Genomic DNA, 26,200 nt, shown 5'->3' on the forward strand with positions numbered 1-26,200 from the left:
GGCACAGCTGGCACGCTCAACCTTAATGGGTTTGCAAACACTGTGGCTAACTTGACGGGCACAGGCAGCATCGTCAACAACACAAATACCAATGCATCTTTACTCACCAAAGGTACGACCGATTTCGGTGGTGTAATCGCAGACGGCACTGGCTCCGGCCTGACTTCCCTGAATGTTACCAGCGGCACAACAACGTTGACCGGCGCCAACACCTATTCCGGCGGCACCACAGTCTCCGGCGGGACACTGCAGGGCAGCAGTACGTCCCTGCAAGGCAATATCCTCAATAACGCCATGGTCAACTTTGAGCAGGCAACTGACGGTACGTATGCCGGCGTGATGTCTGGCACCGGCAGCCTGAGCAAGACCGGTGCCGGCGCGCTCACGCTGTCAGGCACCAACACCTACAGCGGGGCCACGCTTGTTAACGGTGGCTTGTTGACGGTGAATGGCTCGATTGCCAATTCCGCCGTCACCCTCAGCAGTGGCGGTCGACTGGGCGGTACGGGTACTTTCGGCTCGATGATTGTCAACGACGGCGTGCTTGCCCCCGGCAATTCCATCGGCACGCAGACGGTGAATGGCAACCTGACCTTGAGCGGCGCCTCTACCTATGAGGTGGAGACTGATCCGGCAGGTTCCAGTAGCGACCTAGTTCAGGTCAACGGCGTGGCAAACTTGGGCGGGCAGGTACGGCATGTGGGCGAAAGCGGCACCTATCTGCCGTTCTCCACGTACACCATTCTCAGCGCCACCGGTGGCTTTGCCGGTAGCAGCTTCGCCGGTGTGACTTCGGACTTTGCCTTCCTCACGCCGTCGCTGACCTATGACCTTAATAACGTCTACCTCAACTTGCAGCGTAACAACACTGCCGTGGCCGACCTGGCCCAAAGCCGTAATCAATTGGCGACCGCGGGCGCGCTGGACAGCCTACCAGCAGGCGGCGCTTTGCAAGTTGCACTGCTTGGCCTGAAAACCAATGAAGTGCCTGACGCGCTGAATGCCCTGTCCGGCGAGGTGTATGCCAGCACCGCCGGTGCCCTGCTGCAGAACAGCCAAGCATTCAGCAACAGTCTGCTGCAACGCTCCGGCCGCTTGCTTGATGAAAGCCAGCGCAGCGCTCTGCCGTTGTGGATCGAGACGCAAGGCGCGACTCGACGCAATGACGGTGATAGCAATAGCGCCGAAGCCACTCAGCGTGGCGGTTCGGTGGCCGTGGGTGGCGAGCTGGCGATGCCTAACGACTGGATTCTGGGTGGCGCGTTCCGCTATGGCGACCATCGCCTGAGTGTTGATCAACTCAGCTCGCATGCCGATATCGACAGCTATAGCGTTGGTCTTTATGGCCGCTGGGCGCAGCCGTTGGACGGTGGCAGCTTGCGCATGACACTGGGCGGCATCTACGGCCGGCACTCGATCGACGCCGAGCGCGATATCTACACCACCGGCCTGCAGCAGTCGTTGAATTCCGATTACGACGCCATTAGCGGACAAGTATTTGCTGAGCTGGGCTATGCCATGGATGTGGGTTCAGGCATTCAACTGGAACCTTATGTTGGCCTGAGCTGGACTCAGGTAGCCAGCGACAGCTTCACCGAAAAAGGCGGCAACGCGGCCTTGCAGGCTGACAGCCAAAACGAGGACATGACCGCCAGCACACTGGGCTTGCGCAGCCAGTTGCCACTGAGTAATGGTCGGTTCAACCTAGATGCCGGTTTGGCTTGGCAGCACAACTTCAGTGATGTGAACCCGGATGCCGAGCTCAACTTTGTCGGCAGTTCTAACTTCACCGTGGACGGCGCCTCTATGGGCCGCGATACAGCACTGCTCGACTTGGGTGCGAGCTATCGCATCGCCCCGGCCGTCACCGTACGCGCCGGTTACAGCGGCCAGTTCGGCAACAACGTCAGCAGCAACGGCGGCAACCTGACCCTAAGCTGGGAACTCTGAGGCGTTAGGGCAGCACCGTTTCAGCACTTACAAAAAACCGCAGCGGGATAGCCTGGCTGCGGTTTTTTTGTGGGCGTTGATTAAGCACTCTGGCTTGCGGCTTGTGAGAACGTCCTGCTTCAGCAGGCTGCCACAGCTTCGCGACGCGCTATTACGTATTTGCTGTCTGTGGTGTTTTGGGAAATTTGAATCATCCTAACTTGCTAGACGCCAAGGTCCGCTCTAGCCTTTCTCTGACGGTCGCTGCTGCAGCGTATGCTGGTCAAGCCCAATGCAAACGCTTGGTGAGTTTGAATGCAATTGACTGGTCAATGGGTGTGCAAATGGGCGGTCAGATTAGTGCTCTTTCGCAACTAACAGCGCCTTTGCCAGAGCAGGCTAAGGTTCTGTAGGTCTTCCGGTCGGGTGACCTTTATATTATCTGCACGGCCCTCAATCAGGCGCGGCGCCTGCCCTGCCCATTCCATAGCAGACGCTTCGTCAGTAACCGCGACCCCAGCAATCAGCGCGTCAGCCAATGCGCGCTGCAATGGCCCCACACGGAACATTTGCGGAGTAAAGGCCTGCCAGATGGTTGCGCGATCAACCGTGGCCTGCACCCGACCATCTGCGCCCGCACGCTTGAGCGTGTCGCGGGCGGGCACAGCGAGCAGACCACCCACCGAATCAGCAGCCAACTCGACGAGTAATAGGTCCAGATCACTACGGGCCAAGTTCGGCCGCGCGGCATCATGCACCAACACCCAATCCTGATCCTCGGCACCCAATTCACTCAAACGCAGCAAACCGTTGAGCACAGAATCGGCGCGCTCAGCACCACCATCGGCACGCTGAATACGCGGGTTATTGGCGCACGGCAGACTGGGCCAGTAGGGATCATCGACCGCAAGACTAACCACCACACCGCGTATCTGTGGATGCCCTGTAAAGCACGCCAAGGTATGTTCGATAATGGTTTTGTTGGCCAGTTGCAGGTACTGTTTGGGCCGATCGGCACGCATCCGACTGCCGATACCAGCAGCAGGGATCAGCGCCCAAAAAGGGGGGAGTTCGTGGTTGCTCATTCAGCCAACTGATAAAGAGTTTCGCCCTCTTTAAGCATGCCCAACTCGTGTCGCGCACGCTCTTCGACGGTCTCCATACCGCTTTTCAACTCCATAACCTCAGCCTCGAGAATCCGATTACGCTCTTGCAGCTGTTGGTTTTCACCTTGCTGATCGGCAATTTGCTGCTGTAACTGGGCCACCTTCGCCAAGCTGCCATCACCCACCCACAGGCGATATTGCAGGCCTGCCAGCACGGCAATCAGCACGATAAACACCCAGTAAAAATTATTGCGCATAGCGAAAAAGCTTCCGAACGTAAAAGGGGGCGACTCGCGCCGCCCCCTTTTACCATGCCTTGAGTGCTCACTGAAAATATCGCGAGCGAAGACTAGTGCCGAACCCGCTCCCGGCGGGCAATGGCGTCAGCCACATCCATGTGGGCCACAAGGCGCAATACTGTAACGTCAAGCGCAGCGGCGTTTAGCCACGGAACTCGGCGCGGCCGTTGTAAGGTGCCTTGCCCGCCAGTTGCTCTTCGATACGCAGCAGCTGGTTGTACTTGGACACACGATCCGAACGGCACAGCGAACCCGTTTTGATCTGGCCAGCAGCAGTACCCACGGCCAAGTCGGCAATGGTGCTGTCTTCGGTTTCACCCGAGCGGTGCGAAATCACGGCGGTGTAACCGGCAGCCTTGGCCATCTGGATGGCTTCCAACGTCTCGGTCAGGGTGCCGATCTGGTTGAATTTGATCAGGATCGAGTTACCGATTGACTCGTCAATACCGCGCTTGAGGATCTTGGTATTGGTCACAAACAGGTCGTCGCCCACCAGCTGAACCTTGTCGCCGATCTTGTCGGTCAGGACTTTCCAGCCCGCCCAGTCAGACTCGTCCATACCATCTTCGATGGAAATGATCGGGTAACGCTCGGATAGACCGGCCAAGTAATCAGCAAAACCTTCGGCGTTGAAGACTTTGCCTTCGCCAGCCAGGTCGTATTGACCATCTTTAAAGAACTCGCTGGAAGCGCAGTCAAGCGCCAAGGTAACGTCATCACCCAGGGTGTAGCCGGCATTGGCCACAGCTTCGGCGATGGCAGCAAGGGCGTCTTCGTTCGAGGCCAGGTTCGGCGCGAAACCACCTTCATCACCGACGGAGGTGCTCAGGCCACGGGCTTTGAGTACCGCTTTGAGGTGGTGGAAAATCTCGGTACCCATACGCAGTGCGTCAGAGAATGTCTTGGCACCGACCGGCTGCACCATGAACTCCTGGATATCAACGTTGTTATCAGCATGCTCGCCGCCGTTGATGATGTTCATCATCGGTACCGGCATCGAGTAAACGCCTGGCGTGCCGTTCAGGTCAGCGATGTGCGCATACAACGGCACGCCTTTGGCCTGAGCAGCTGCCTTGGCCGCGGCCAGGGATACCGCGAGGATGGCGTTGGCACCCAGGGTGGCTTTGTTCTCAGTACCGTCGAGCGCAATCATGGCCTGATCCAGCGCTTTCTGGTCGATGGCATCTTTACCCAGCAACAGGTCGCGGATCGGGCCATTGATATTGGCCACGGCCTTCAGTACGCCCTTGCCCATGTAACGGCTCTTGTCGCCATCACGCAGTTCTAGCGCTTCACGCGAACCCGTGGAGGCACCGGACGGCGCACAGGCGCTGCCGACAATACCGCCATCAAGAATTACATCGGCTTCCACTGTCGGGTTACCACGGGAATCGAGAACCTCACGGCCTTTGATGTCGACGATCTTTGCCATTGCGTGTAGCACTCCAAAAAATTGACGAAAAGGGTAGTACTGAGATGCACACTCGTTGCGCGCCGAAGGCTAATCCAGAACACAACATGTACCGACTATTCATTCAGATTGTATACAAAGCGCACTTTACCGGAGAATTACCGTTTCAGGCAGTCTCAATCGGCGCAAAACTCTTTATCAAGTCATCCAGCTGCTTGAGCTGGGTGAGGAACGGCTCAAGCTTGTCCAAGCGCAGGGCGCAGGGGCCATCGCATTTTGCGTTATCCGGGTCAGGATGGGCTTCCAAAAACAGGCCCGCGAGCCCCTGGCTCATGCCGGCTTTGGCCAGATCGGTGACTTGAGCACGACGACCACCGGCAGAATCGGCGCGACCACCGGGCATTTGCAGCGCATGGGTTACGTCGAAGAATACCGGGTAGCTGGTCTGCTTCATGATGCCGAAGCCGAGCATGTCCACCACCAGGTTGTTGTAGCCGAAAGAGCTGCCGCGCTCGCAGAGAATCAGCTGATCATTCCCTGCCTCTTCACACTTGGCCAGGATGTGTTTCATCTCCTGGGGCGCGAGAAACTGGGCTTTCTTGATATTGATCACTGCACCGGTCGTGGCCATGGCCACGACCAGATCGGTTTGCCGTGAGAGAAATGCTGGCAACTGAATAATGTCGCAGACGTCAGCCACGGGCTGGGCTTGATAGGGCTCATGTACGTCGGTGATCACCGGCACGCCGAAGGTCTTTTTGATTTCCTCAAAGACCTTCATACCTTCTTCCAGGCCAGGGCCACGGAACGAGGTCACGGACGAGCGGTTGGCCTTGTCAAAGCTGGCCTTGAACACGTAGGGAATACCGAGCTTCTCAGTAACCCGCACATACTCTTCACAGGCACGCATGGCCAGATCGCGCGATTCAATGACGTTGATCCCGCCGAACAGCACAAAGGGCTTGTCGTTGGCGATTTCAATACCGCCCACCCTGATGATTTTCTGCGCCATAGCCTTATGCCTTCTTGGCTTTCTGAGCCAGCGCGGCAGTGACGAAGCCACTGAACAACGGATGACCGTCACGCGGTGTGGAGGTGAATTCCGGGTGAAACTGACACGCCACGAACCACGGATGATCCGGTGCTTCGACCACTTCAACCAGCGCGCCGTCACCGGAGCGACCGGTGACCTTTAGGCCTGCCTCGATCAGCTGCGGCAACAGGTTGTTATTCACTTCATAGCGATGACGATGACGCTCGACGATCACATCTTTTCCGTAGCATGCGCGCACTTGCGAGCCGGCCAGCAACTGGCAATCCTGAGCCCCCAAGCGCATGGTGCCGCCGAGGTCAGAAGCATCGGTACGCTGCTCGGTAGCGCCAGTGGCGTCCTGCCATTCGGTGATTAAACCGACCACCGGATGTTGGCTGGTGGTGTCGAACTCAGAAGAGTTGGCATCGCTCCAGCCCAGTACGTTGCGGGCAAACTCGATAACCGCGACCTGCATACCCAGACAGATGCCTAGGTAAGGAATTTTGTTTTCGCGGGCGTACTGCACCGTGGTGATCTTGCCTTCCACACCACGCAGACCGAAGCCGCCCGGCACCAAAATGGCATCCACACCTTCAAGTAGCGCAGTGCCTTTGTTCTCGATGTCTTCGGAGTCGATATAACGCAGATTGACCTTGGTACGGTTCTGGATACCGGCATGGCTCATCGCCTCGATCAGCGACTTGTAGGCATCCAGCAGTTCCATGTACTTGCCGACCATGGCGATAGTGACTTCGTGCTCCGGGTTGAGCTTGGCATCCACCACGCGATCCCACTCGGACAGATCAGCACTATTGCATTCCAAACCGAATCGCTCGATAACAAAATCATCCAGACCCTGGGCATGCAGGACGCCTGGAATCTTGTAGATGGTGTCGACGTCTTCCAGGGAAATCACCGCACGCTCTTCAACGTTGGTGAACAGCGCGATCTTGCGACGCGAGGAAATATCGATCGGGTGGTCGGAACGGCAGATCAGCACGTCCGGTTGCAGGCCGATAGAGCGCAACTCTTTAACCGAATGCTGGGTGGGTTTGGTCTTGGTTTCGCCCGCGGTAGCGATATACGGCACTAGCGTCAGGTGCATGAGCATGGCGCGCTTAGCACCAACTTCCACACGCAGCTGACGAATCGCCTCAAGGAACGGCTGCGACTCGATATCGCCGACCGTACCGCCAATTTCAACCATGGCCACGTCAGCATCACCAGCACCTTTGATGATACGCCGCTTGATCTCGTCGGTGATGTGCGGGATGACCTGAATGGTCGCGCCCAGGTAATCACCACGGCGCTCACGGCGCAGTACGTCTTCATAGACGCGACCGGTGGTGAAGTTGTTGCTCTTGGTCATCGTGGTGCGGATAAACCGCTCGTAGTGGCCCAGATCGAGGTCGGTCTCAGCGCCGTCGTGGGTGACAAACACCTCACCGTGCTGGAACGGGCTCATAGTGCCCGGATCGACGTTGATGTAGGGATCCAGCTTGAGCATCGTGACCTTCAGGCCCCGCGCCTCCAGGATAGCCGCCAATGAAGCCGAGGCGATGCCTTTCCCCAATGAAGAAACAACACCACCCGTGACGAATATGTAGCGCGTCATGAAGAACCCTAGAAGTCTGCGTTTAAGCGGCCAGTGCCGCCGAGGAAAGCGAAGGAGTACCCAAGCCACTTGCTGCAGCACACTGCAATAAGCTAGCCCTGTCGATTCCCAAGGGAGTCAACAAAAGCACTAGTAAGACGGGAGCGTAGTCTACCGGAAAGGGCTTATCAGCTCAAACCTTGATCGCTCGTCGGCGGCTGCCAATTTAATTGCCAGCTACCATCGGACGCACCTTGCAGTCCTGGCAGATTAGCGATTGCCACCACACGGCCATCCAAACGCATCAATGGCAGGCGATCTCGGACAAAAACCGGCACCCGTAATTCATTGAATAAACGCTTTAAGTCGCGATGCCCGCGCCCGAGCACCTGAAACTGATCGCCTGCGCGCCGGTAATCCAACTGCCACGCACCCGCTGGCAACGCCCCATCAATGCGCACGCTGCCATTACCCGGCAACACCACACTCTGGCCACTCTGAATCGTAATCTTGGGCACGTCAGGTGATCGCAACCAGTCTCCCGCCAGCCACCACAAACGCTGATCACTGCGGCGTAACTCCCCCGCCGCGAGCCTCCATACTGGCGCGGCATCCACGGCCGCATCACGCAGCGCCTGCCACCCCGCCCAGTGTTCGCTATCGGGCATCGAGGTCAACGGCCTCAACCAGTAACGCAGCGCATTACGCTGGCGCGCCTCACTCAAGTCACGCAGAGCTGGCAGTGCCAGACTTGGCAATGCCAGCCAGGCAAACTCATTAGACGTCTCAGCCGCAGCAACATCCTGCTGCGCCAACTCATCCAGTAACTGCCCCGCCTCACTTAGGTGCGCCGCACTACGCGACAGACTGACCAACGCCTGCGGCCATCGCTTGAGCAATGGCGGTAGCACCTGACGCCGCAAATAATTACGCGAGAACCGCTCATCGGCATTTGACGGATCTTCGACCCAGCTCAATTGCTGCTCGTGGGCATACGCCAACAGCTCAGCACGCGAACAGTTCAGCAGCGGCCGAACCAGGCACCCCGCCCCCAATCCGCGACTCACCGGCATGGCTGACAGACCTTGTACGCCAGCACCGCGCAACAGACGAAACAACAGGGTCTCTGCTTGATCGTCGCGATGCTGTGCGGTCAGCACGACATCGCCAGGCGCAAGACGCGCAGCCAGAGCGGCGTAACGGGCATCGCGCGCCGCCCGTTCAAGGCTGGCGCCCGGTGCGACCTGCACATATTCGACCTGCAGCGGCACAGACAGGCCGGCACACAGCTCACGGCAATGCGCGGGCCAGGCATCAGCCGCAGCCTGTAAGCCATGATGAATATGAATAGCGGAAAGTGGCGGCAACGCCTCGCGTTGCGCGAGACCCGCGAGCAGGTGCAACAGCACCGTGGAATCCAACCCGCCGGACAAGGCGATATGCCAAGCAGGCGCGTTGCGCCAGGGCGCCAGAGATTCCAGCAACCTGGCGCTCAAGTTCATTTAGGCGATGCCGTAGCTCATCAGGCGCTCATAACGACGTTTCAACAAAGCCTCGGTATCGAACGCCTTAAGCATATCCAGCTGACCGAGCAAGGCCTGGCGTACCGATTCAGCGGCAGCCGCTGGATCACTGTGCGCACCGCCAAGCGGCTCGCCAATCACCTGATCGACAATACCCAAACCTTTCAGGCGCTCAGCGGTGATACCCATCGCCTCAGCAGCATCCGGAGCCTTATCTGCGGTTTTCCACAGAATCGAGGCACAACCTTCCGGCGAGATTACTGAATAGGTGGAGTACTGCAGCATGTTCAGCTGGTCGCACACACCAATGGCCAGCGCGCCGCCGGAACCACCCTCACCGATCACAGTGGCGATGATCGGCGTTTTCAGCCGCGCCATGACACGCAGATTCCAGGCAATCGCTTCGCTCTGATTACGCTCTTCGGCGTCGATACCCGGGTAGGCACCCGGGGTATCGATAAAGGTCAGGATCGGCATTTTGAAGCGCTCAGCCATTTCCATCAGGCGACACGCCTTGCGGTAGCCCTCAGGGCGCGGCATGCCGAAGTTGCGGCGTACTTTTTCGCGAACTTCACGGCCTTTCTGATGACCGATGACCATCACCGGCTCACCGTCCAGACGCGCTACGCCGCCCACCAGAGCAGCGTCATCAGAGAAATGACGATCGCCATGCAGCTCATCAAATTCAGTAAAGATGTGCTGCAGGTAGTCCAGGGTGTAAGGACGGCGTGGGTGGCGCGCCAGCTTGGCGATCTGCCAGCTGCTCAGGTTGCCGAAAATACTTTCGGTCAGCGAGCTGCTCTTATCCTGCAGGCGGGCGATTTCATCAGTGATGTTCAACGAGTTGTCGTTACCGACCAGGCGAAGCTCTTCGATCTTGGCTTGCAGGTCGGCGATCGGCTGTTCGAAATCGAGAAAATTCGGGTTCATAGTCATCCGTCTTGCGTCGACGGCCAAGTGGCCGGGAGCTGTATCCGTTATCGCGCCCTACCTTATAGCAGCAGGCGCATTAAGGTCGACACCCGGTTCTGCACGAAAAATTTCAATACAGAACCCACTGGGTATCACGACCAACCGGCGAAGCCTGAGCTTCGCAAATCAGCGGTAGTGCAAAAAGACGTTGTCACGGCCGAACTGGTCACGCAATGCCTGAATCAGACTGTCAGCCGGCTCAATACGCCAACCCTCTCCAAACTGCAACAGTGCTTTGGCATCAGTGCCGCTGTAGTCAACCGTAATCGGGCAAGCACCGCGATGACGACCACACAACTCGGCCAGCCAAGGCAGGCGATTACCCTGCAGGGCACTGCTAGCGACTTTAATCCGTAAGCTGTCAGCCAAGCCAGTTCGCGCATCCTCCAGGCTCATCACCCGCTTGGCGCGCAGGCGCAGACCGCCGGAGAAATCATCATTGCTCACCTCACCCTCAACCACCACCAGAGCGTCGGTTTGCAGAAGCGCTTGTGCGTTGTTGAACGCCTCAGCAAACAAGGAGGCTTCAATCCGCCCGGAGCGATCATCCAGGGTAATAAAGCCCATCTTGTCGCCTTTCTTGTTTTTCATCACCCGCAGGTTAACCACCAAGCCCGCAATCGTCTGATCACCTCGCGCCGGCTTAAGATCGACAATACGCTGGCGAGCAAAGCGCCGCACTTCACCTTCATATTCATCAATCGGGTGGCCGGTCAGGTAAAGACCCAACGTGTCTTTCTCACCCTTAAGGCGTTCTTTAAGGGTCAGGTCACGGGCACGCAAGTGGTTGCGGTAAACATCCGCTTCAGTATCGGCAAACACCCCGCCGAACAGGTCCATATGACCACTATCATGACTGCGAGCAGTCTGCTCGGCAGCTTGCACAGCCTCTTCCATAGCGGTCATCAGCACGGCGCGATTGCGGTCGATATTAGCTTTGTAGGCTTTCAGCTCTTCATGGAAATGCGGCCCGAGACGATCGAGCGCGCCACTGCGGATCAATGCCTCCAGCGTGCGCTTGTTGATGCGTTTGAGATCCACCCGCGAGCAGAAGTCGAACAAATCCTTGAACGGACCTGCTTGGCGCGCTTCGACGATCGCCTCTACCGGCCCCTCGCCGACCCCTTTGATTGCACCCAGGCCGTAGATAATCCAACCTTCGTTGTTAACCGTGAACTTGAACTCGGAGATGTTCACATCCGGCGCATCGAGGCGCAGCTTCATGCTGCGGCATTCCTCGATCAGGGTCACGACCTTGTCGGTGTTGTGCATATCCGCCGACAGCACCGCCGCCATAAAGGCCGCCGAGTGGTGTGCTTTGAGCCAGGCTGTTTGATACGAGAGCAAGCCGTAGGCGGCGGAGTGAGACTTGTTGAAGCCGTAGCCGGCGAATTTTTCTACCAGGTCAAAGATGTTGCCCGACAGGTTCGCGTCGATGCCGTTGTTCGTGCAGCCCTCGATAAAACCGCCACGCTGCTTGGCCATTTCCTCAGGCTTTTTCTTACCCATGGCGCGGCGCAGCATGTCCGCACCACCCAGGGTGTAGCCGGCCATGACCTGGGCGATCTGCATCACCTGCTCTTGGTACAGGATGATGCCGTAGGTCGGTTTGAGCACTGGCTCCAGGCCGGCGTACTGGTAGTCCTGATGCGGATAAGAAATCGGCTCACGACCGTGCTTACGGTTGATAAAGTCGTCGACCATGCCCGACTGCAGCGGCCCCGGACGGAACAACGCCACCAGAGCGATCATATCTTCCAGGCAGTCTGGCTTAAGCTTCTTGATCAGCTCCTTCATGCCGCGCGATTCAAGCTGGAACACCGCAGTGGTCTCAGCCCGCTGCAACATTTGGAAGGTCGGCTTGTCATCCAGCGGGATAAAGTCGATGTTCAGATCAGGTAGGCCCTGCTTGGCCTGCTCGCGGTTGATGGTTTCCATCGCCCACTTGATGATCGTCAGAGTCCGCAGGCCGAGGAAGTCGAACTTCACCAGGCCAGCAGATTCCACATCATCTTTATCGAACTGGGTGACCAGGCCACCGCCTTCGTCATCGCAGGCAATTGGCGAGAAGTCAGTCAGCTTGGTCGGCGCGATGACCACACCACCGGCGTGTTTACCGGTACCGCGACAAATACCTTCGAGCCTAAGCGACATCTCCCAAATCTCGCGGGCGTCTTCATCGACCTTGAGGAAGTCGCGCAGCGGCTCCTCCATCTCATAGGCTTTTGCCAGGGTCATACCGACTTCGAAGGGGATCATCTTCGACAGCCGATCTGCCAGGCCATAGGACTTGCCCTGGGCCCGCGCCACGTCACGCACCACCGCCTTGGCCGCCATGGTGCCAAAGGTGATGATCTGGCTGACCGCATTACGGCCGTATTTCTCGGCCACGTAGTCGATAACGCGGTCACGACCGTCCATGCAGAAGTCGACGTCGAAGTCGGGCATGGAGACCCGTTCGGGGTTGAGGAAGCGCTCGAACAGCAGGTCATAGGCCAGCGGGTCGAGGTCGGTGATCTTCTGCACGTAGGCCACCAGCGAACCGGCACCTGACCCACGACCTGGGCCAACCGGCACGCCGTTATTCTTCGCCCACTTGATGAAGTCCATTACGATCAGGAAGTAACCGGGGAAGCCCATCTGGATGATGATATCCAGCTCGAAATTCAACCGATCAATGTAAACCTGGCGTTTCTCTTCATAGTTCGGCGTGGTGTCTTTCGGCCAAAGCACCGCCAGACGCTCCTCCAAGCCCTCGAACGAGACCTGACGGAAGTATTCATCCATGGTCAGGCCGTCAGGCACGGGGAAGTCCGGCAGGAAGTATTTGCCCAGTTGCACCTCGATATTGCAGCGCTTGGCAATCTCGATGGTGTTTTCCAGCGCTTCCGGCAAATCACTGAACAGCGCGGCCATTTCCTCCGGGCTCTTCAGGTACTGCTGGTCGGAATAGGTGCGCAGCCGGCGTGGGTCGTCCAGGCTGCGGCCCTCACCAATACACACACGGGTCTCGTGAGCGGCAAAATCATCTTCGTTGATAAAACGCACATCATTGGTCGCCACCAGCGGCGCACCGAGTTTGTCAGCCAACGCCACAGCCGCATGCACATGCTCTTCATCGTTGACCCGGTTGGTGCGCTGCACTTCAAGATAGAAGCGCTCGGGAAACACCGTCATCCACTCCTGCAACAACGCCTCGGCAGTGGTCTGCTCGCCATCCAGCAAAGCATGACCGACCTCGCCATCCTTGGCGCCGGACAAAGCGATCAAACCCTCGGCGGCGGCCTTGACCCAATCGCGCTGAATGATCACCAGGTCATTGCTCTGCCCTTCGCTCCAGCCGCGCGAGACCAGTTCGGTGAGGTTGCGATAGCCCTTGGCATTCATCGCCAACAAGGTCATTCGGCTAAGCGGGCCATCTTCTTCGGCGCTGGCCAGCCAGATATCAGCACCGCAGATCGGTTTGATACCACCGCCCATGGCGGCCTTATAGAACTTCACCAACGAGCACATATTGCTCATGTCGGTTACTGCTACGGCCGGCATGCCGGCAGTCGCCACCGACTTGATCAGTGGTTTGACCCGCACCAAGCCATCGACCAGGGAAAACTCGGTATGCAAACGCAGGTGGACGAACGAGGCGGTCATGGCAGTCCTATACAAAACACAAAAACGACAAGGCCCGGATTGTACCGGGCCTAGGTGCAAACAGCAGCATGTGGATCAGGCATCGCGGCGTAGGGTGGATGTCGTTCTTTACATCCACCGCCCCTGCACTCGGTGGATCGATAAGGCGTGATCCACCCTACTCCTCAAGCAGTGCACGCACCGGGCCGAACGAGCGTCGATGAATCGGCGTTGGCCCCAGGCGACGTAACGCCTCCAGGTGCATTGGCGTGGGATAGCCCTTGTGCCCAGCAATCCCGTAGCCCGGGTATTGCTGATCAAGCTGCTGCATCTCGCGGTCACGGCTAACCTTGGCCAAGATCGAGGCTGCGGCAATGGCGGGCACCTGGCTATCACCCTTGACCACTGCAGCGCTGGGCACCTGGAGCGTAGGGCAGCGATTACCGTCGATAAGCGCCAGCTTAGGCGTGACACTCAAGCCCTCGACCGCGCGCTGCATGGCCAGCATGGTGGCCTGTAAAATGTTCAGCTGGTCGATTTCTTCCACCTCTGCCCGGGCAATGCACCAAGACAAGGCTTTTTCGCAAATCTCATCGAAGAGTTTTTCGCGGCGCGCCTCGGTTAGCTTCTTCGAGTCGTTGAGGCCGAGAATCGGCCGTGCCGGATCGAGAATCACCGCCGCGGTTACCACTGCGCCACAAAGCGGGCCACGGCCCACTTCATCGACCCCGGCGACCAGTTCCTGCACCAGGGTGAAATCCAGTCCCAACTGCATCAGCCGCGACCTGTCAGCTGCAGCACGGCCTGGGCGGCCTGTAACGAAGCATCGCGGCGCAGCGCGCGGTGAATCACATCAAAGCCTTCGGTCTGCACTTCGCCGCCGTCCAGCAGCGGCGCCAACAGTTGCGCCAACTCCTCGGGGGTTGCCGCGTCCTGAATCAACTCGGGCACCAGCAAGCGCTCAGCCAGCAAGTTCGGCAGTGAAATGTAGGCACTGCTGACCAGGCGCTTGAGGATGCGATAGGTCAACGGCGCAACCTTATAGGCCACCACCATAGGGCGCTTGTACAGCAGCGCCTCAAGGGTCGCGGTACCGGAGGCAATTAACACTGCATCGCAAGCAGCCAGCGCCTCATGGGAGCGACCGTTAAGCAGCGTCAGCGGCAGATCGCGGCCGACCAGCATCTGCTCAAGCTGAGCACGGCGCTCCGGACTGGAGCAAGGCAAGACAAACTGGATACCGGGGCGCAAGGCCCGCAAACGCACTGCCGCATCGAGAAACAGGCTACCCAGACGCGACACTTCACCACCACGACTGCCTGGCATCAAGGCGACCACTGGCTGATCGTGGGCCAGGCTCAGCGCCTCACGCGCCGCCGCGCGGTCCGCCTGCTGCGGAATAGTATCGGCCAGCGGATGGCCGACAAAGCGCACCGGCACCTGATGGTCTTGGTAGAACTGCGCCTCGAACGGAAACAGGGTCAGCATCAGGTCGCAGGCTTTACGAATTTTCAGCACGCGTTTCTGCCGCCAGGCCCACACGGATGGGCTGACGTAATGCACGGTTTTTATCCCAGCCTGCCGCAACTTGAGTTCAAGGGTCAGGTTGAAATCCGGCGCATCGATGCCGATACACACATCCGGCTTTGCCGCGATCAAGGTATTGATCAGGCGTTTGCGCCGCGACAGCAATTCGGGAAGGCGGCCCAGTACCTCGACCAGCCCCATTACCGACAAGCGTTCCATCGGAAAATAGGACTTGAGCCCCTGGGCCTGCATCAGCGGGCCACCGACACCGATAAATTCAATAGTGGGGTGCTTCGCTTTGAGGGCCTGCATCAGGCCGGCACCGAGAATATCGCCAGACGCCTCGCCGGCGACCAGCGCGACACGCATCAGGTCAGTCATAAATTATCGGGTAATACCGCGGCTCGAAGCCTTAATGGAATCGCGGAAGATCGCGACCTCGGGAAACGCTGCTGCCGACTCGGCCAACTCGCTCATTGCCTGCTCAACAGTCAACCCTTGGCGGTAGACCGTCTTGTAACCGCGACGCAGCGCAGCAATGGCTTCGGGGCTGAAACCACGGCGGCGCATACCTTCGAAGTTCATGCTGCGTGCTTCAGCCGGATTGCCAAATACAGTGACAAACGCTGGAACGTCCTTGCCAATCGCCGTGCCCATGCCAGAGAAGCTATGCGCACCGATATGACAGAACTGATGAACCAGGGTGTAACCGGAAAGAATCGCCCAGTCATCCACCCACACATGCCCGGCCAACGCGGTGTTGTTGACCAGAATGCAATGATTGCCGATCACGCTGTCATGGCCGATGTGGGCATAGGCCATGATCAAGTTGTGATCGCCAAGGGTGGTCTCACTGCGGTCCTGCACGGTGCCACGATGGATGGTGACACCCTCACGGATCACATTGTGGTCGCCAATCACCAGGCGAGTCGCCTCGCCTTGGTACTTAAGATCAGGGGTGTCTTCGCCAACCGAGGAAAACTGATAGATGCGGTTGTGTTTACCGATCCGGGTCGGCCCCTTGAGGATCACATGGGGGCCGATCACTGTACCTTCGCCAATTTCCACATCGGCCCCGACTATCGACCAAGGGCCAACGACTACGTCGTCAGCCAGCTTGGCACTGGGATCGATGATCGCGCGAGGGTCAATCAAACTCATAGTTTGCGTTCCGCACAGATGATTTCTGCCGAGCAGACTTCCTTGCCGTCGACGCTAGCCTTGCACTCAAACTTCCAAATGCTGCGCTTACTGCTCAGGTAGCGCGCCTCAAGAATCAGTTGGTCACCTGGCACCACTGGCTGACGAAAGCGTAGTTTGTCCGAACCAACAAAGTAATACAGGGTGCCATCGGAGGGCTTCAGATCCATCATCTTGAAACCAAGAATGCCGGCGGCCTGAGCCATGGCCTCTATGATCAATACGCCGGGCATGATCGGATGCTCAGGGAAGTGCCCGTTGAAAAACGGCTCATTGATGCTGACATTCTTGAAGGCACGAATACGTTTGCCTTCAAGATCCAGCTCAGCCACCCGATCCACCAGCAGGAACGGATAGCGGTGCGGCAAGTATTCGCGAATCTGGTTGATGTCCATCATGTGCAGAAGAGCCTGTAAGAGAAAAAAGAGAAGCCGGTAAATACCGGCTCAGGCATCAGATGAAGTGTCAGCGGCAGAGGTCACGGCGGCCAGCTGCTTTTCCAACTGTTGCAGGCGTCGCGCCATGTCATCCAACTGGCGAATCCGTGCCGCGCTCTTGCGCCACTCTGCCGCTGGCTGCATGGCAGTGCCCGACGAATAGGAACCGGGCTCGGTGATTGAGCGGGTGACCATGGTCATGCCGGTGACGAACACGTTGTCGCACACCTCGATATGCCCAACCATGCCGACACCGCCGGCGATCATGCAGTTCTTGCCGATTTTGGTGCTGCCCGAAATACCCGCACAGCCAGCCATGGCGGTGTTATCACCGATCTGCACGTTGTGCGCGATCATGATCTGGTTATCCAGCTTGACCCCGTTACCAATCAGCGTGTCCGACAACGCGCCACGGTCGACGGTGGTGTTGGCACCGATCTCGACATCATCGCCAATCGTGACGCCACCGATCTGCGCGATCTTCTGCCAAACGCCCTTCTCGTTGGCAAAGCCGAAGCCCTCACCCCCGATCACTGCGCCGGATTGAATCACTACACGCTTGCCGATACGCACATCGTGATACAGCGTGACGCGCGGGGCTAACCAGCCGCCCTCGCCAACCATTGAGCGCGCGCCGATAACGCACTGCGCGCCGACAGTCACGCCAGCGGCAATCTGTACACCACTCTCGATCACCGCATAAGCACCAATGCTGGCACTGGCATCGACCTGCGCATCCGCCGCTACAACAGCAGTCGGATGCACACCCGGCAGAGCCCGCGGCTTGCGATCAAACAGATGAGAGAGTTCGGCATAAGCCAGGTAGGGATTGGCCACAACCAGTGTATTACCGGCATAGCCTTCGGCGTCGGCTGCAGTTAACAGCACCGCACCCGCCTGACAGCCGGAGAGAAACTTACGGTATTGCGCATTGGCAAGAAAACTCAACTGATCAGGGCCCGCCTCCTGCAAGGTGGCCAAACCACTGATCGGTTGGTCTTCGGCGCCACGCAAGGTGGCACCTAAACGCTCGGCCAGCTGGCCAAGGGTATAAACCGGCATGCTCATGATCAGCGCAGCTTGTTCATGCGCTCGATAACCTGACGGGTGATGTCGAACTGAGGTTTGACATCAATCACCGCACCGCGCTCGAGCACCAGGTCGAAGTTACCGGTTTTGATCACTTCTTCCACAGCCTTGTCCAGGTTCGGCTTGAGTTTCTTGAGCATTTCACGATCCGCTACAGCCTTAGACTCATTCAGCTCTTTCGACTGAAACTGGAAATCACGGGCCTTTTGCTTGAATTCAAGCTCCAGGCGCTCGCGCTCAGCGGTCTGCATTTTTTCACCGTCTTTGACCAGACGATCCTGAATGCGCTTGGCATCGCTTTCCAGGGTTTTCAGCTTGTTCAACTGCGGGCCGAACTTCTTCTCGGCATCCACGGCATAACGCTTGGCTGCATCAGACTCCAATAAGGCCATCTGATAGTTCAATACCGCTACTTTCATCTCGGCAAATGCCGGAGTCGCCAGCAGGGCAACGCTTAACAAAACCAGCTGAGTCAACTTACGCACGGTGCAACTCCTGCAAAACTGTTGATATTCAATAATCCGACGCTTAGAACGTCTGACCGAGAGAGAACTGGAAAATTTGTGTATCGGCATCATCCGGCTTGATGATTGGCATGGCCAAACTAAAGCTCAACGGCCCCAGCGCGGTAATCCACGTCAGACCAACACCCACCGAACTGGCCAGCTGGCCCGGATCAATATTGTTGCAGCTGGCTTGAGTTTGACCGCAGTTGGTGTCGAAGACATTACCCACATCCCAAAATAACGCGGTACGCAGCGAGCGCTGATCTTTAACGAATGGCATCGGGAACAGCAGCTCTACACCACCCTGAATCAGGACGTTGCCGCCAAATGGCACTGGGTCTTGGTCGTCGGTATAACGCCCATCGTCACCTGGGCCGGCACCTTCAGTGAAGTTTGGAACACCATTAATACGCGCCACGCTTGGTGTACTCCGCGGTCCCAGGCTGCTGTCTTTAAAGCCACGTACAGAATTGAAACCACCGGCGTAGTAGTTTTCATAAAACGGCAGCTCGCTGGTCGAACCATAGCTTTCGCCATAACCCAACTGACTGTGTAGGCGCAGGGTGTAGGTATCAGTCAGCGGCTTGAAGATCTGGCCGCGGTAATCCACCTTGAAGAACGACAGATCACTGCCCGGCACCGTGGTCTCAAATACCAGGCTTTGAGAGTGCCCACGGTTCGCCAGAACGCCACGGTTAAGGGTCGACTCAGACCAACCCACCGAGGCCTTGAGGTTTAGGTAACTGTCACCTTCGGCGTCAAGAAAGTCGACAATCTCGTCAACGGTATAGTTACCGGTGCCAATGCTGTCGTTCTGAATGGTCAGGCCATAGGTCAGACGCGAAGTATCGCTAATCGGATAACCAATGCTGACGCCCGCACCGTAACTGTCCACCGAGTAGCTAGACACATCGGTATTCAGTTCGTCGTAATTGGTTTCACGGAAGAAGGCGTTGTAGCCCAGGCTGACGCCGTCCGGCGTCCAGTAGGGGTCCACGAAGCCGAAGTTGTAGCTGCTCTGGTATTCGCTGCGGGTCAAACCCACACTGACCTTGTTGCCCGTGCCGAGGAAGTTGTTCTGGGTAATCGAGCCACCCAGGATCAAACCGGCGTTCTGGGCAAAGCCGACGCTGGCAGTGATGGAGCCAGAGGCTTGCTCTTCGACACTGTAGTTAACGTCAACCTGATCATCGGTACCCGGCACTTGCGGTGTTTCGACGTTGACTTCTTTGAAGTAGCCCAAACGCTCCAGACGAGTTTTGGACTGATCAATCAGGTAGGTCGAAGCCCAGCCACCTTCCATCTGGCGCATTTCACGACGCAACACATCGTCTTCTGTCTTGGTGTTACCGCGGAAGTTGATTCGATTAACGTAAGCGCGCTTACCCGGGTCGACCACAAAGGTGATGGATACCGTGCCATCATCATGGGCCTCCGGCACGCCATTGACGTTGGCGAAGGTATAGCCTTCGTTACCCAGGCGGCGGGTGATCAGCTCGGACGTGGTGGTCATCACTTTGCGCGAGAACACCTGGCCTTGCTGAACCAGCAACAAGGCGCGAACTTCTTCTTCTGGCACCTTCAAGTCACCGCTGAGTTTGACCTCACCTACGGTGAACTTCTCGCCCTCATCAACGTTGACCGTGACATAGACGTGTTTCTTGTCTGGGGTAATGGACACCTGCGTGGAGCTGATATCCATATTGATATAGCCGCGATCCAGGTAATAGGAGCGCAAGCGTTCCAAGTCGCCGGAGAGCTTTTCACGAGCGTACTTGTCGTCATTCTTGAAGAAAGAGAGCCAGTTGGTGGTTTTCAACTCAAACAGGCCGATCAGATCTTCATCGGAGAAAACCGAGTTCCCCACCACGTTAATGTGCTGAATGGCGGCAACTGAACCTTCATTGATATTGATCTTCAGCGCCACGCGGTTGCGCGGCTGCGGGATCACTTCAGCTTCGATTTCGGCGGAGTAGCGGCCTTGGGCGACATACTGACGCTGCAACTCGTTGCGCACACCTTCGAGTGTGGCACGCTGGAAAATCTCGCCTTCGGCCAAACCGGACTGGTTCAAGCCCTTGAGCAAGTCTTCGCTACTGATGGCCTTGTTGCCTTCGATCTCGATACCGGAAATCGACGGACGCTCAACGACGCTGATGACTAATACGTCGCCATCACGGCCAAGCTGGATGTCTTGGAAGAAACCGGTCTTGAACAGTTCGCGAGATGCCTCGACCAGCGCGCGATCATCCGCTTGCGCCCCCACGCTTAGGGGCAAGGCACCGAATACGCTGCCAGCAGATACGCGCTGCAGACCGGTGACCCGAATGTCGGAGATGGTGAAGGACTCGGCGTGAACTTCGGTGATCATCAGTGCGGCAAGCACCACAGGTAGCAGCAGACGTTTCATGAAGTCCTTTCTTATTTCAACTGACAATAAAAAATCTGCCGCTTAAGGCGACACTTTTTGTACATACGGTGAGCGTAATTCAGCAATAGCTACAGGCGACTCAAGTCATTGATCAGGGCCAGTAACATAACCCCAACTACCAGACTGATACCGATCTGCATCCCCCAACCCTGTATCCGTTCCGACAGTGGACGACCACGCACCCACTCGACCAGATAAAACAGCAGATGCCCCCCATCTAATACTGGGATAGGCAACAAATTAAGAACCCCCAGGCTAATGCTTAGGTAGGCGAGGAACTTTAGAAAATCACTCAAACCCGACTCAGCAGAAGCGCCCGCCACTTTAGCAATGGTTATCGGCCCGCTCAAGTTTTTTACCGAGAGCTCACCAAACAGCATTTTCTTCAGTGAATTAAGGGTCAGAACGCTCATTGTCCAAGTATTTTTGGCACCCTCGACGATTGCTTCCAAAGGCCCATAACTAACCTCACGCAGCATCTCAGGCGGCCACTCCCCCCCCGCTACGCCCGCACCAAGATAACCGCTGAGCGCTTGATCTTCGCCGCGAGCAGCCAGGGTCAAGGGAATATCCAGCTGCTGACCTTCACGCTCTACCAACAGGGTGATTTTTTTACCCGGTAAACCCCGGACTTGATCGACCAGTTGCTGCCAATCAGCTAATCGCTGCCCCTCAAACGCCAGCAGACGATCGCCAACCTGCAAACCGGCTGCAAACGCAGGCCCTTCGGGATCAAGTTGCGCCAGCACCGGCTGCAACACCGGACGCCACGGCCGAATGCCGAGAGAGGAGATGGGGTCGGGCTCTTCGGCACCGCGCAGCCAGTTATCCAGCTCGATCTGCCGAGGGCTGTCGACCGAAGAACCCGGCTCGCGCACCGCCAGATCCAGGCGACCACTCTCACCGAGACGACTGACTAGCTGCAGATTAACTGCAGCCCAGCCCGTGGTCGGCTGGCCATCAACCGTCATGATTTCCTGACCCGCCTGCAGCCCGGCTACATCAGCCAGGCTGCCAGCCTCTACCGAGCCGATTACCGGGCGCACCTGCTGGCTACCCAGCATCGCCACAGCCCAGAAGAACAGCAACGCCAGTAAAAAGTTGGCTATCGGGCCGGCCGCCACGATGGCTATACGCTGCTGCACCGACTTGCGATTAAACGACCGATCAAGCAACTCCGGCGGCACTTCGCCTTCGCGCTCATCGAGCATTTTTACGTAACCGCCCAACGGGATGGCGGCCACTACAAACTCGGTACCTTGGCGATCATGCCAACGCAGCAAGGGTGTACCAAAGCCTACGGAAAAACGCAGCACCTTCACGCCACAACGACGGGCAACCCAAAAGTGTCCAAATTCATGAATGGTTACCAACACCCCGAGTGCAACCAAGGTGCCAACCAGCATATAAAGCGCACTCATCAAACTTCTCCGCGTCAGCGATCAGCGCCGACTCAGCCATTGCTCAGCCAGATCACGCGCCCGGCCATCGGCCGCCAGCACCGTATCCAGACTTTCAACCGCCAGGGCGGGCTCAGTGTGCAAAATGTCTTCGATCATACGCGCGATCTCAGGAAAGCGGATGCGTCGCTCTAGAAAAGCTCTAACCGCTATTTCGTTGGCCGCATTGAGCATGGCCGGAGCAGTTCCACCGGCTTGCGCTGCCTCGCGGGCCAAGCGCAGACAAGGGAAGCGTTCTTCATCTGGCGCCTGGAAGTCAAGGCGGGCGATGGCAAATAGATCCAGCGGCGCGACACCTGAGTCGATCCGCTCAGGCCAAGCCAGGGCGTGAGTGATGGGCGTACGCATATCCGGATTACCCAACTGGGCCAACACCGAACCATCCACATAATCCACCAACGAATGGATCACGCTCTGCGGGTGCACCACCACTTCAATCTGTGCTGGTTTAGCGTCAAACAACCAGCAGGCCTCGATCAGCTCGAGGCCTTTGTTCATCATGCTGGCCGAGTCGACCGAAATCTTGCGCCCCATCGACCAATTCGGGTGTGCACACGCCTGCTCAGGCGTAACCGTGTGCAACTGCTCCAGCGGCATTTCACGGAATGGACCGCCCGAAGCAGTCAGTAATATACGGCGCACACCGACTTGCTGCAGACCACGAGCATAATCACCCGGCAGGCACTGGAAAATCGCGTTGTGCTCGCTGTCGATCGGCAGCAGCACCGCACCACTGCGTTTGACAGCCTGCATAAACAAGGCGCCGGACATCACCAGCGCTTCTTTATTAGCAAGCAGAACCTTCTTGCCCGCCTCCACCGCTGCCAAAGTCGGCGGCAAGCCGGCGGCCCCGACGATGGCCGCCATCACGGTGTCCACCTCGGGATGAGCCGCTACCTGACACAAACCTTCCGGACCATGCAGCACCTGAGTAGCTAACCCGGCAGCGTGCAAAGCTTCCTGCAGATGACCAGCCGCCAGCGCCTGCGGCACCACCGCAAAACGCGGACGGTAAATCACGCACAGCGCCTCCAGCTCAGCCAGACGACTGAACCCGGACAACGCAAACACCTGATAACGTTCCGGGTGACGGGCGATCACGCTGAGAGTGCTCAAGCCGATCGAGCCGGTCGCACCCAGCACTGTAACCTGCTGCAGATGACTCACAGCGCGCCCCAACCCGCCAACCACAACAACGCGGCAAATACTGGAATCGCCGCCGTCAAACTGTCGATACGGTCCAGCACACCACCGTGCCCCGGCAGCAAATTACTGCTGTCCTTAATCCCCGATTGACGCTTGAACATGCTTTCAGTCAGATCGCCAACGATCGAAACCAGCACCACCACAGCGGTGCCGACTAAGCCGAAGAGCAGGCTGGCAAATGACCAGTCGCGGTAAATCGCCACACCAACGCAGATCAGCAGCGTCACCAGTAAACCGCCAAACACGCCTTCCCAGCTTTTGCCGGGACTGACCTGAGGGGCCAGCTTGCGCTTGCCGAAACGACGACCAGAAAAATAGGCGCCAATATCGGCGCCCCATACCAACACCATGACCGTCAGAATCAGCCAATTCGCTTGAGGCCACTGCTTGAACAACACCAACCCCTGCCAAGCGGGCAGCAGAATTAGTAGACCAATCAACAATTTAGCCGGAGTAGCTACCCAATAACGACTGCTAGCCGGATAGCCCAGCACCAGAAAAGTCGCCACCACCCACCAGACAACCCCGAACAGCAACACCCAGGGCGCCAGACTAGGCAATAAGTACAAACCTAATAGCAACAGCGCAACCAACGCAGCGAAAGCGACGCGCTGAATCTGCACAGTAAAACCAGCCAGACGCGCCCATTCCCAGGCCCCGAGACTGACCACTGCACCGATAAACAGCGCAAACAACGCACCATCGAGCAGAAAGAAACCGCCCAGAGCAAATGGCAACAGCACCAACGCCGTGATAATTCGTTGCTTGAGCATTAACTACGAGCCTCAGCAGCCACCTGATCGCTGGTTTTCCCAAAGCGACGCTGGCGGCTAGCAAAATCGGCCAAGGCTTTGCGCATGGCGTCGTGTTTGAAGTCCGGCCAGTACAGGTCGGAGAAATACAGCTCGGTGTAGGCCAATTGCCAGAGCAGGAAGTTACTGATGCGGTGTTCGCCGCCAGTGCGGATGCACAAGTCAGGCAAGGGTAAATCGCCGGTTACCAAACAGCTTTGCAACAATTCGGGAGTGATGTCCTCAGCGCGCAAATGGCCACCTTGAACCTCACGCGCCAGACGCTGCGCGGCCTGGGCGATATCCCACTGGCCGCCATAGTTAGCAGCCACCTGCAGGACGAAACGCTTTTCGCCGGCCGTTTGCACCTCAGCCTCCCGCATGGCTGCCTGCAACTCTGGATGGAAGCGCGAGCGATCACCAATAATACGCAAGCTGATGTCATTGGCATTGAGCTTCTTCGCTTCACGACGTAGCGCACTGAGGAACAACTCCATCAGCGCACTGACCTCCTCAGCTGGACGCTGCCAGTTTTCACTTGAGAAGGCGAATAGGGTTAGCACCTCAACCCCCGCTTCAGCACACACCTCAATCACCGCACGCACTGCGTCGACACCGGCTTTGTGGCCAGCAACGCCAGGCAGCAGACGCTTCTTCGCCCAGCGATTATTGCCGTCCATGATGATCGCCACATGCCGTGGCACGCCGGGCAGACTACCGTCTTTGGTCATTTCCATGACGATATCCTGGCCGTTAAACGGCCATCAGATCCGCTTCTTTCTGCTTAACCGCCACTTCGATCTCGGCCACGAACTTGTCGGTCAGCTTCTGCACATCATCGGCGGCACGACGCTCCTCGTCCTCACTGATTTCTTTCTCTTTGACCAAGTCTTTCAACTGGCTCAAGGCATCGCGCCGAATATTACGTACGGCTACACGACCATCCTCAGCGGCATCACGCGCCTGCTTAGTGAAGCCCTTACGGGTTTCCTCGGTCAGCGCTGGCATCGAAATCAGCAGCAACTCGCCCAAGTTGGTCGGGTTGAAGCCCAGGCCGGAACTCTGGATCGCCTTGTCTACTGCAGCCAGCATGTTGCGCTCAAAGGCCACAACCTGAAGGGTGCGCGAATCTTTGACGGTAACGTTAGCAACCTGATTCAGCGGTGTATCTGAACCGTAGTAAGGCACCATAACGCCACCGAGGATGCTTGGGTGCGCTTGACCGGTACGAATACGGCTAAAGGCATGAATTAGCGATTCCAGGCTCTTCTGCATACGCGTTTGCGCGTCATTCTTGATCTCATTGATCATGGCTATCTTCCTCAATCAAAGTGCCTTCGGCGCCGCCGACTACAACGTTCAGCAGGGCACCGGGCTTGTTCATATTGAAAACGCGCAGCGGCATGCTGTGGTCACGGCACAGACAGATGGCTGTCAGATCCATGACGCCCAGCTTGCGGTCGAGCACCTCATCGTAGGTCAGGCGATCGAACTTTTCGGCATGCGGGTCCTTAAATGGATCGGCAGTGTACACACCATCGACCTTGGTCGCCTTCAACACGACATCAGCATCAATTTCGATGGCACGCAGGCAAGCCGCCGAGTCAGTGGTGAAAAACGGATTACCAGTGCCAGCAGCAAAAATCACCACCTCACCGGTTTTCAGATGACGCAAGGCTTTGCGTCGATCGTAGTGGTCAGTCACACCCACCATGGAGATCGCTGACATCACGATCGCAGGGATATTCGAACGCTCCAGCGCGTCACGCATAGCCAAAGCGTTCATCACCGTGGCCAACATACCCATATGGTCGCCAGTAACCCGGTCCATACCCGCCGCACTCAACGCCGCGCCGCGGAACAGGTTACCGCCACCAATCACCAGGCCGACCTGCACGCCGATACCGACCAACTGGCCGACTTCTAGGGCCATGCGATCAAGTACCTTCGGGTCGATACCGAAGTCTTCTGCCCCCATCAGGGCCTCGCCGCTAAGTTTGAGCAGAATGCGCTTATAGCGCGGTTGACGACCACTCATCTGCTGAGCCATTGCGAGTCT

General features: G+C 57.5%; 22 protein-coding genes. 1 reads left to right on the forward strand and 21 read right to left on the reverse strand.

Annotated elements, in window-relative coordinates:
- Positions 1–42: 42 nt before the first annotated feature.
- The gene (locus BMZ32_RS19540) at positions 43–1,950 is read left to right on the forward strand and encodes an autotransporter family protein (protein ID WP_244153907.1); all 1,908 of its coding nucleotides are present in this window, start codon (positions 43–45) and stop codon (positions 1,948–1,950) included.
- A 353-nt stretch (positions 1,951–2,303) separates the two neighbouring features.
- Here the strand turns inward: BMZ32_RS19540 and ispD are convergent, their stop codons facing one another.
- The 21 genes from ispD to pyrH form a co-directional block, all read right to left on the reverse strand.
- Entirely contained in the window at positions 2,304–3,014 is a 711-nt protein-coding gene (gene ispD / locus BMZ32_RS01905) for a 2-C-methyl-D-erythritol 4-phosphate cytidylyltransferase (protein WP_090238820.1), read from the reverse strand.
- Positions 3,011–3,292: a cell division protein FtsB gene (gene ftsB, locus BMZ32_RS01910; RefSeq protein WP_090238823.1), complete on the reverse strand. Its 282-nt coding sequence runs from the start codon at positions 3,290–3,292 to the stop codon at positions 3,011–3,013. Before ftsB ends, ispD begins: the two co-directional genes overlap by 4 nt.
- A 184-nt stretch (positions 3,293–3,476) precedes the next feature.
- Positions 3,477–4,766 (reverse strand): phosphopyruvate hydratase, encoded by a 1,290-nt coding sequence (eno, locus tag BMZ32_RS01915; RefSeq protein WP_090238826.1) that lies wholly within the window; start codon positions 4,764–4,766, stop codon positions 3,477–3,479.
- A gap of 145 nt (positions 4,767–4,911) precedes the next feature.
- Positions 4,912–5,757, reverse strand: coding sequence for a 3-deoxy-8-phosphooctulonate synthase (gene kdsA, locus BMZ32_RS01920; RefSeq protein WP_090238829.1), 846 nt, complete (start codon positions 5,755–5,757; stop codon positions 4,912–4,914).
- A 4-nt stretch (positions 5,758–5,761) separates the two neighbouring features.
- On the reverse strand, positions 5,762–7,393 hold the full coding sequence (locus tag BMZ32_RS01925) for a CTP synthase (RefSeq protein WP_090238833.1): 1,632 nt from the start codon (positions 7,391–7,393) through the stop codon (positions 5,762–5,764).
- 167 nt (positions 7,394–7,560) lie between these two features.
- A complete protein-coding gene (gene tilS, locus BMZ32_RS01930) occupies positions 7,561–8,874 on the reverse strand; it encodes a tRNA lysidine(34) synthetase TilS (RefSeq protein ID WP_090238836.1) in 1,314 nt (437 codons plus the stop codon).
- Positions 8,875–9,825 carry an acetyl-CoA carboxylase carboxyltransferase subunit alpha gene (locus BMZ32_RS01935; protein WP_090238840.1) on the reverse strand — a complete coding sequence of 317 codons (951 nt, stop codon included), beginning with the start codon at positions 9,823–9,825 and terminating at the stop codon, positions 8,875–8,877.
- A 168-nt stretch (positions 9,826–9,993) separates the two neighbouring features.
- Positions 9,994–13,515 (reverse strand): DNA polymerase III subunit alpha, encoded by a 3,522-nt coding sequence (gene dnaE, locus BMZ32_RS01940; protein WP_090238843.1) that lies wholly within the window; start codon positions 13,513–13,515, stop codon positions 9,994–9,996.
- A 157-nt stretch (positions 13,516–13,672) separates the two neighbouring features.
- Complete coding sequence (rnhB, locus tag BMZ32_RS01945; protein ID WP_090238846.1) at positions 13,673–14,269, reverse strand: ribonuclease HII; 597 nt, start codon at positions 14,267–14,269, stop codon at positions 13,673–13,675.
- Positions 14,269–15,402 carry a lipid-A-disaccharide synthase gene (gene lpxB / locus BMZ32_RS01950; RefSeq protein WP_090238849.1) on the reverse strand — a complete coding sequence of 378 codons (1,134 nt, stop codon included), beginning with the start codon at positions 15,400–15,402 and terminating at the stop codon, positions 14,269–14,271. The genes rnhB and lpxB overlap by 1 nt, the downstream gene beginning before the upstream one ends.
- Positions 15,403–15,405: 3 nt before the next feature.
- The gene (lpxA, locus tag BMZ32_RS01955) at positions 15,406–16,182 is read right to left on the reverse strand and encodes an acyl-ACP--UDP-N-acetylglucosamine O-acyltransferase (protein ID WP_090238852.1); all 777 of its coding nucleotides are present in this window, start codon (positions 16,180–16,182) and stop codon (positions 15,406–15,408) included.
- Positions 16,179–16,619: a 3-hydroxyacyl-ACP dehydratase FabZ gene (gene fabZ / locus BMZ32_RS01960; RefSeq protein ID WP_090238855.1), complete on the reverse strand. Its 441-nt coding sequence runs from the start codon at positions 16,617–16,619 to the stop codon at positions 16,179–16,181. The genes lpxA and fabZ overlap by 4 nt, the downstream gene beginning before the upstream one ends.
- 48 nt (positions 16,620–16,667) lie before the next feature.
- Positions 16,668–17,729 (reverse strand): UDP-3-O-(3-hydroxymyristoyl)glucosamine N-acyltransferase, encoded by a 1,062-nt coding sequence (gene lpxD, locus BMZ32_RS01965; protein WP_090238858.1) that lies wholly within the window; start codon positions 17,727–17,729, stop codon positions 16,668–16,670.
- Positions 17,729–18,232, reverse strand: a complete 504-nt coding sequence (locus tag BMZ32_RS01970) for an OmpH/Skp family outer membrane protein (protein WP_090238860.1) — start codon at positions 18,230–18,232, stop codon at positions 17,729–17,731. Before BMZ32_RS01970 ends, lpxD begins: the two co-directional genes overlap by 1 nt.
- Before the next feature lie 43 nt (positions 18,233–18,275).
- Entirely contained in the window at positions 18,276–20,663 is a 2,388-nt protein-coding gene (gene bamA / locus BMZ32_RS01975) for an outer membrane protein assembly factor BamA (RefSeq protein ID WP_090238863.1), read from the reverse strand.
- Positions 20,664–20,752: 89 nt separating this feature from the next.
- Positions 20,753–22,105: a sigma E protease regulator RseP gene (gene rseP, locus BMZ32_RS01980; RefSeq protein WP_090238866.1), complete on the reverse strand. Its 1,353-nt coding sequence runs from the start codon at positions 22,103–22,105 to the stop codon at positions 20,753–20,755.
- Positions 22,106–22,126: 21 nt separating this feature from the next.
- Entirely contained in the window at positions 22,127–23,311 is a 1,185-nt protein-coding gene (gene ispC / locus BMZ32_RS01985) for a 1-deoxy-D-xylulose-5-phosphate reductoisomerase (RefSeq protein WP_090238868.1), read from the reverse strand.
- Positions 23,308–24,123 (reverse strand): phosphatidate cytidylyltransferase, encoded by an 816-nt coding sequence (locus tag BMZ32_RS01990; protein WP_090238871.1) that lies wholly within the window; start codon positions 24,121–24,123, stop codon positions 23,308–23,310. Before BMZ32_RS01990 ends, ispC begins: the two co-directional genes overlap by 4 nt.
- Positions 24,123–24,872, reverse strand: coding sequence for a polyprenyl diphosphate synthase (uppS, locus tag BMZ32_RS01995; protein ID WP_167376733.1), 750 nt, complete (start codon positions 24,870–24,872; stop codon positions 24,123–24,125). Before uppS ends, BMZ32_RS01990 begins: the two co-directional genes overlap by 1 nt.
- Positions 24,873–24,894: 22 nt before the next feature.
- Entirely contained in the window at positions 24,895–25,452 is a 558-nt protein-coding gene (gene frr, locus BMZ32_RS02000; RefSeq protein ID WP_090238877.1) for a ribosome recycling factor, read from the reverse strand.
- Positions 25,442–26,191 (reverse strand): UMP kinase, encoded by a 750-nt coding sequence (gene pyrH, locus BMZ32_RS02005; RefSeq protein WP_090238880.1) that lies wholly within the window; start codon positions 26,189–26,191, stop codon positions 25,442–25,444. The genes frr and pyrH overlap by 11 nt, the downstream gene beginning before the upstream one ends.
- Positions 26,192–26,200 lie beyond the last annotated feature (9 nt).

It is taken from the genome of Pseudomonas guineae (assembly GCF_900113745.1).
Classification (GTDB): Bacteria; Pseudomonadota; Gammaproteobacteria; order Pseudomonadales; family Pseudomonadaceae; genus Aquipseudomonas; species Aquipseudomonas guineae.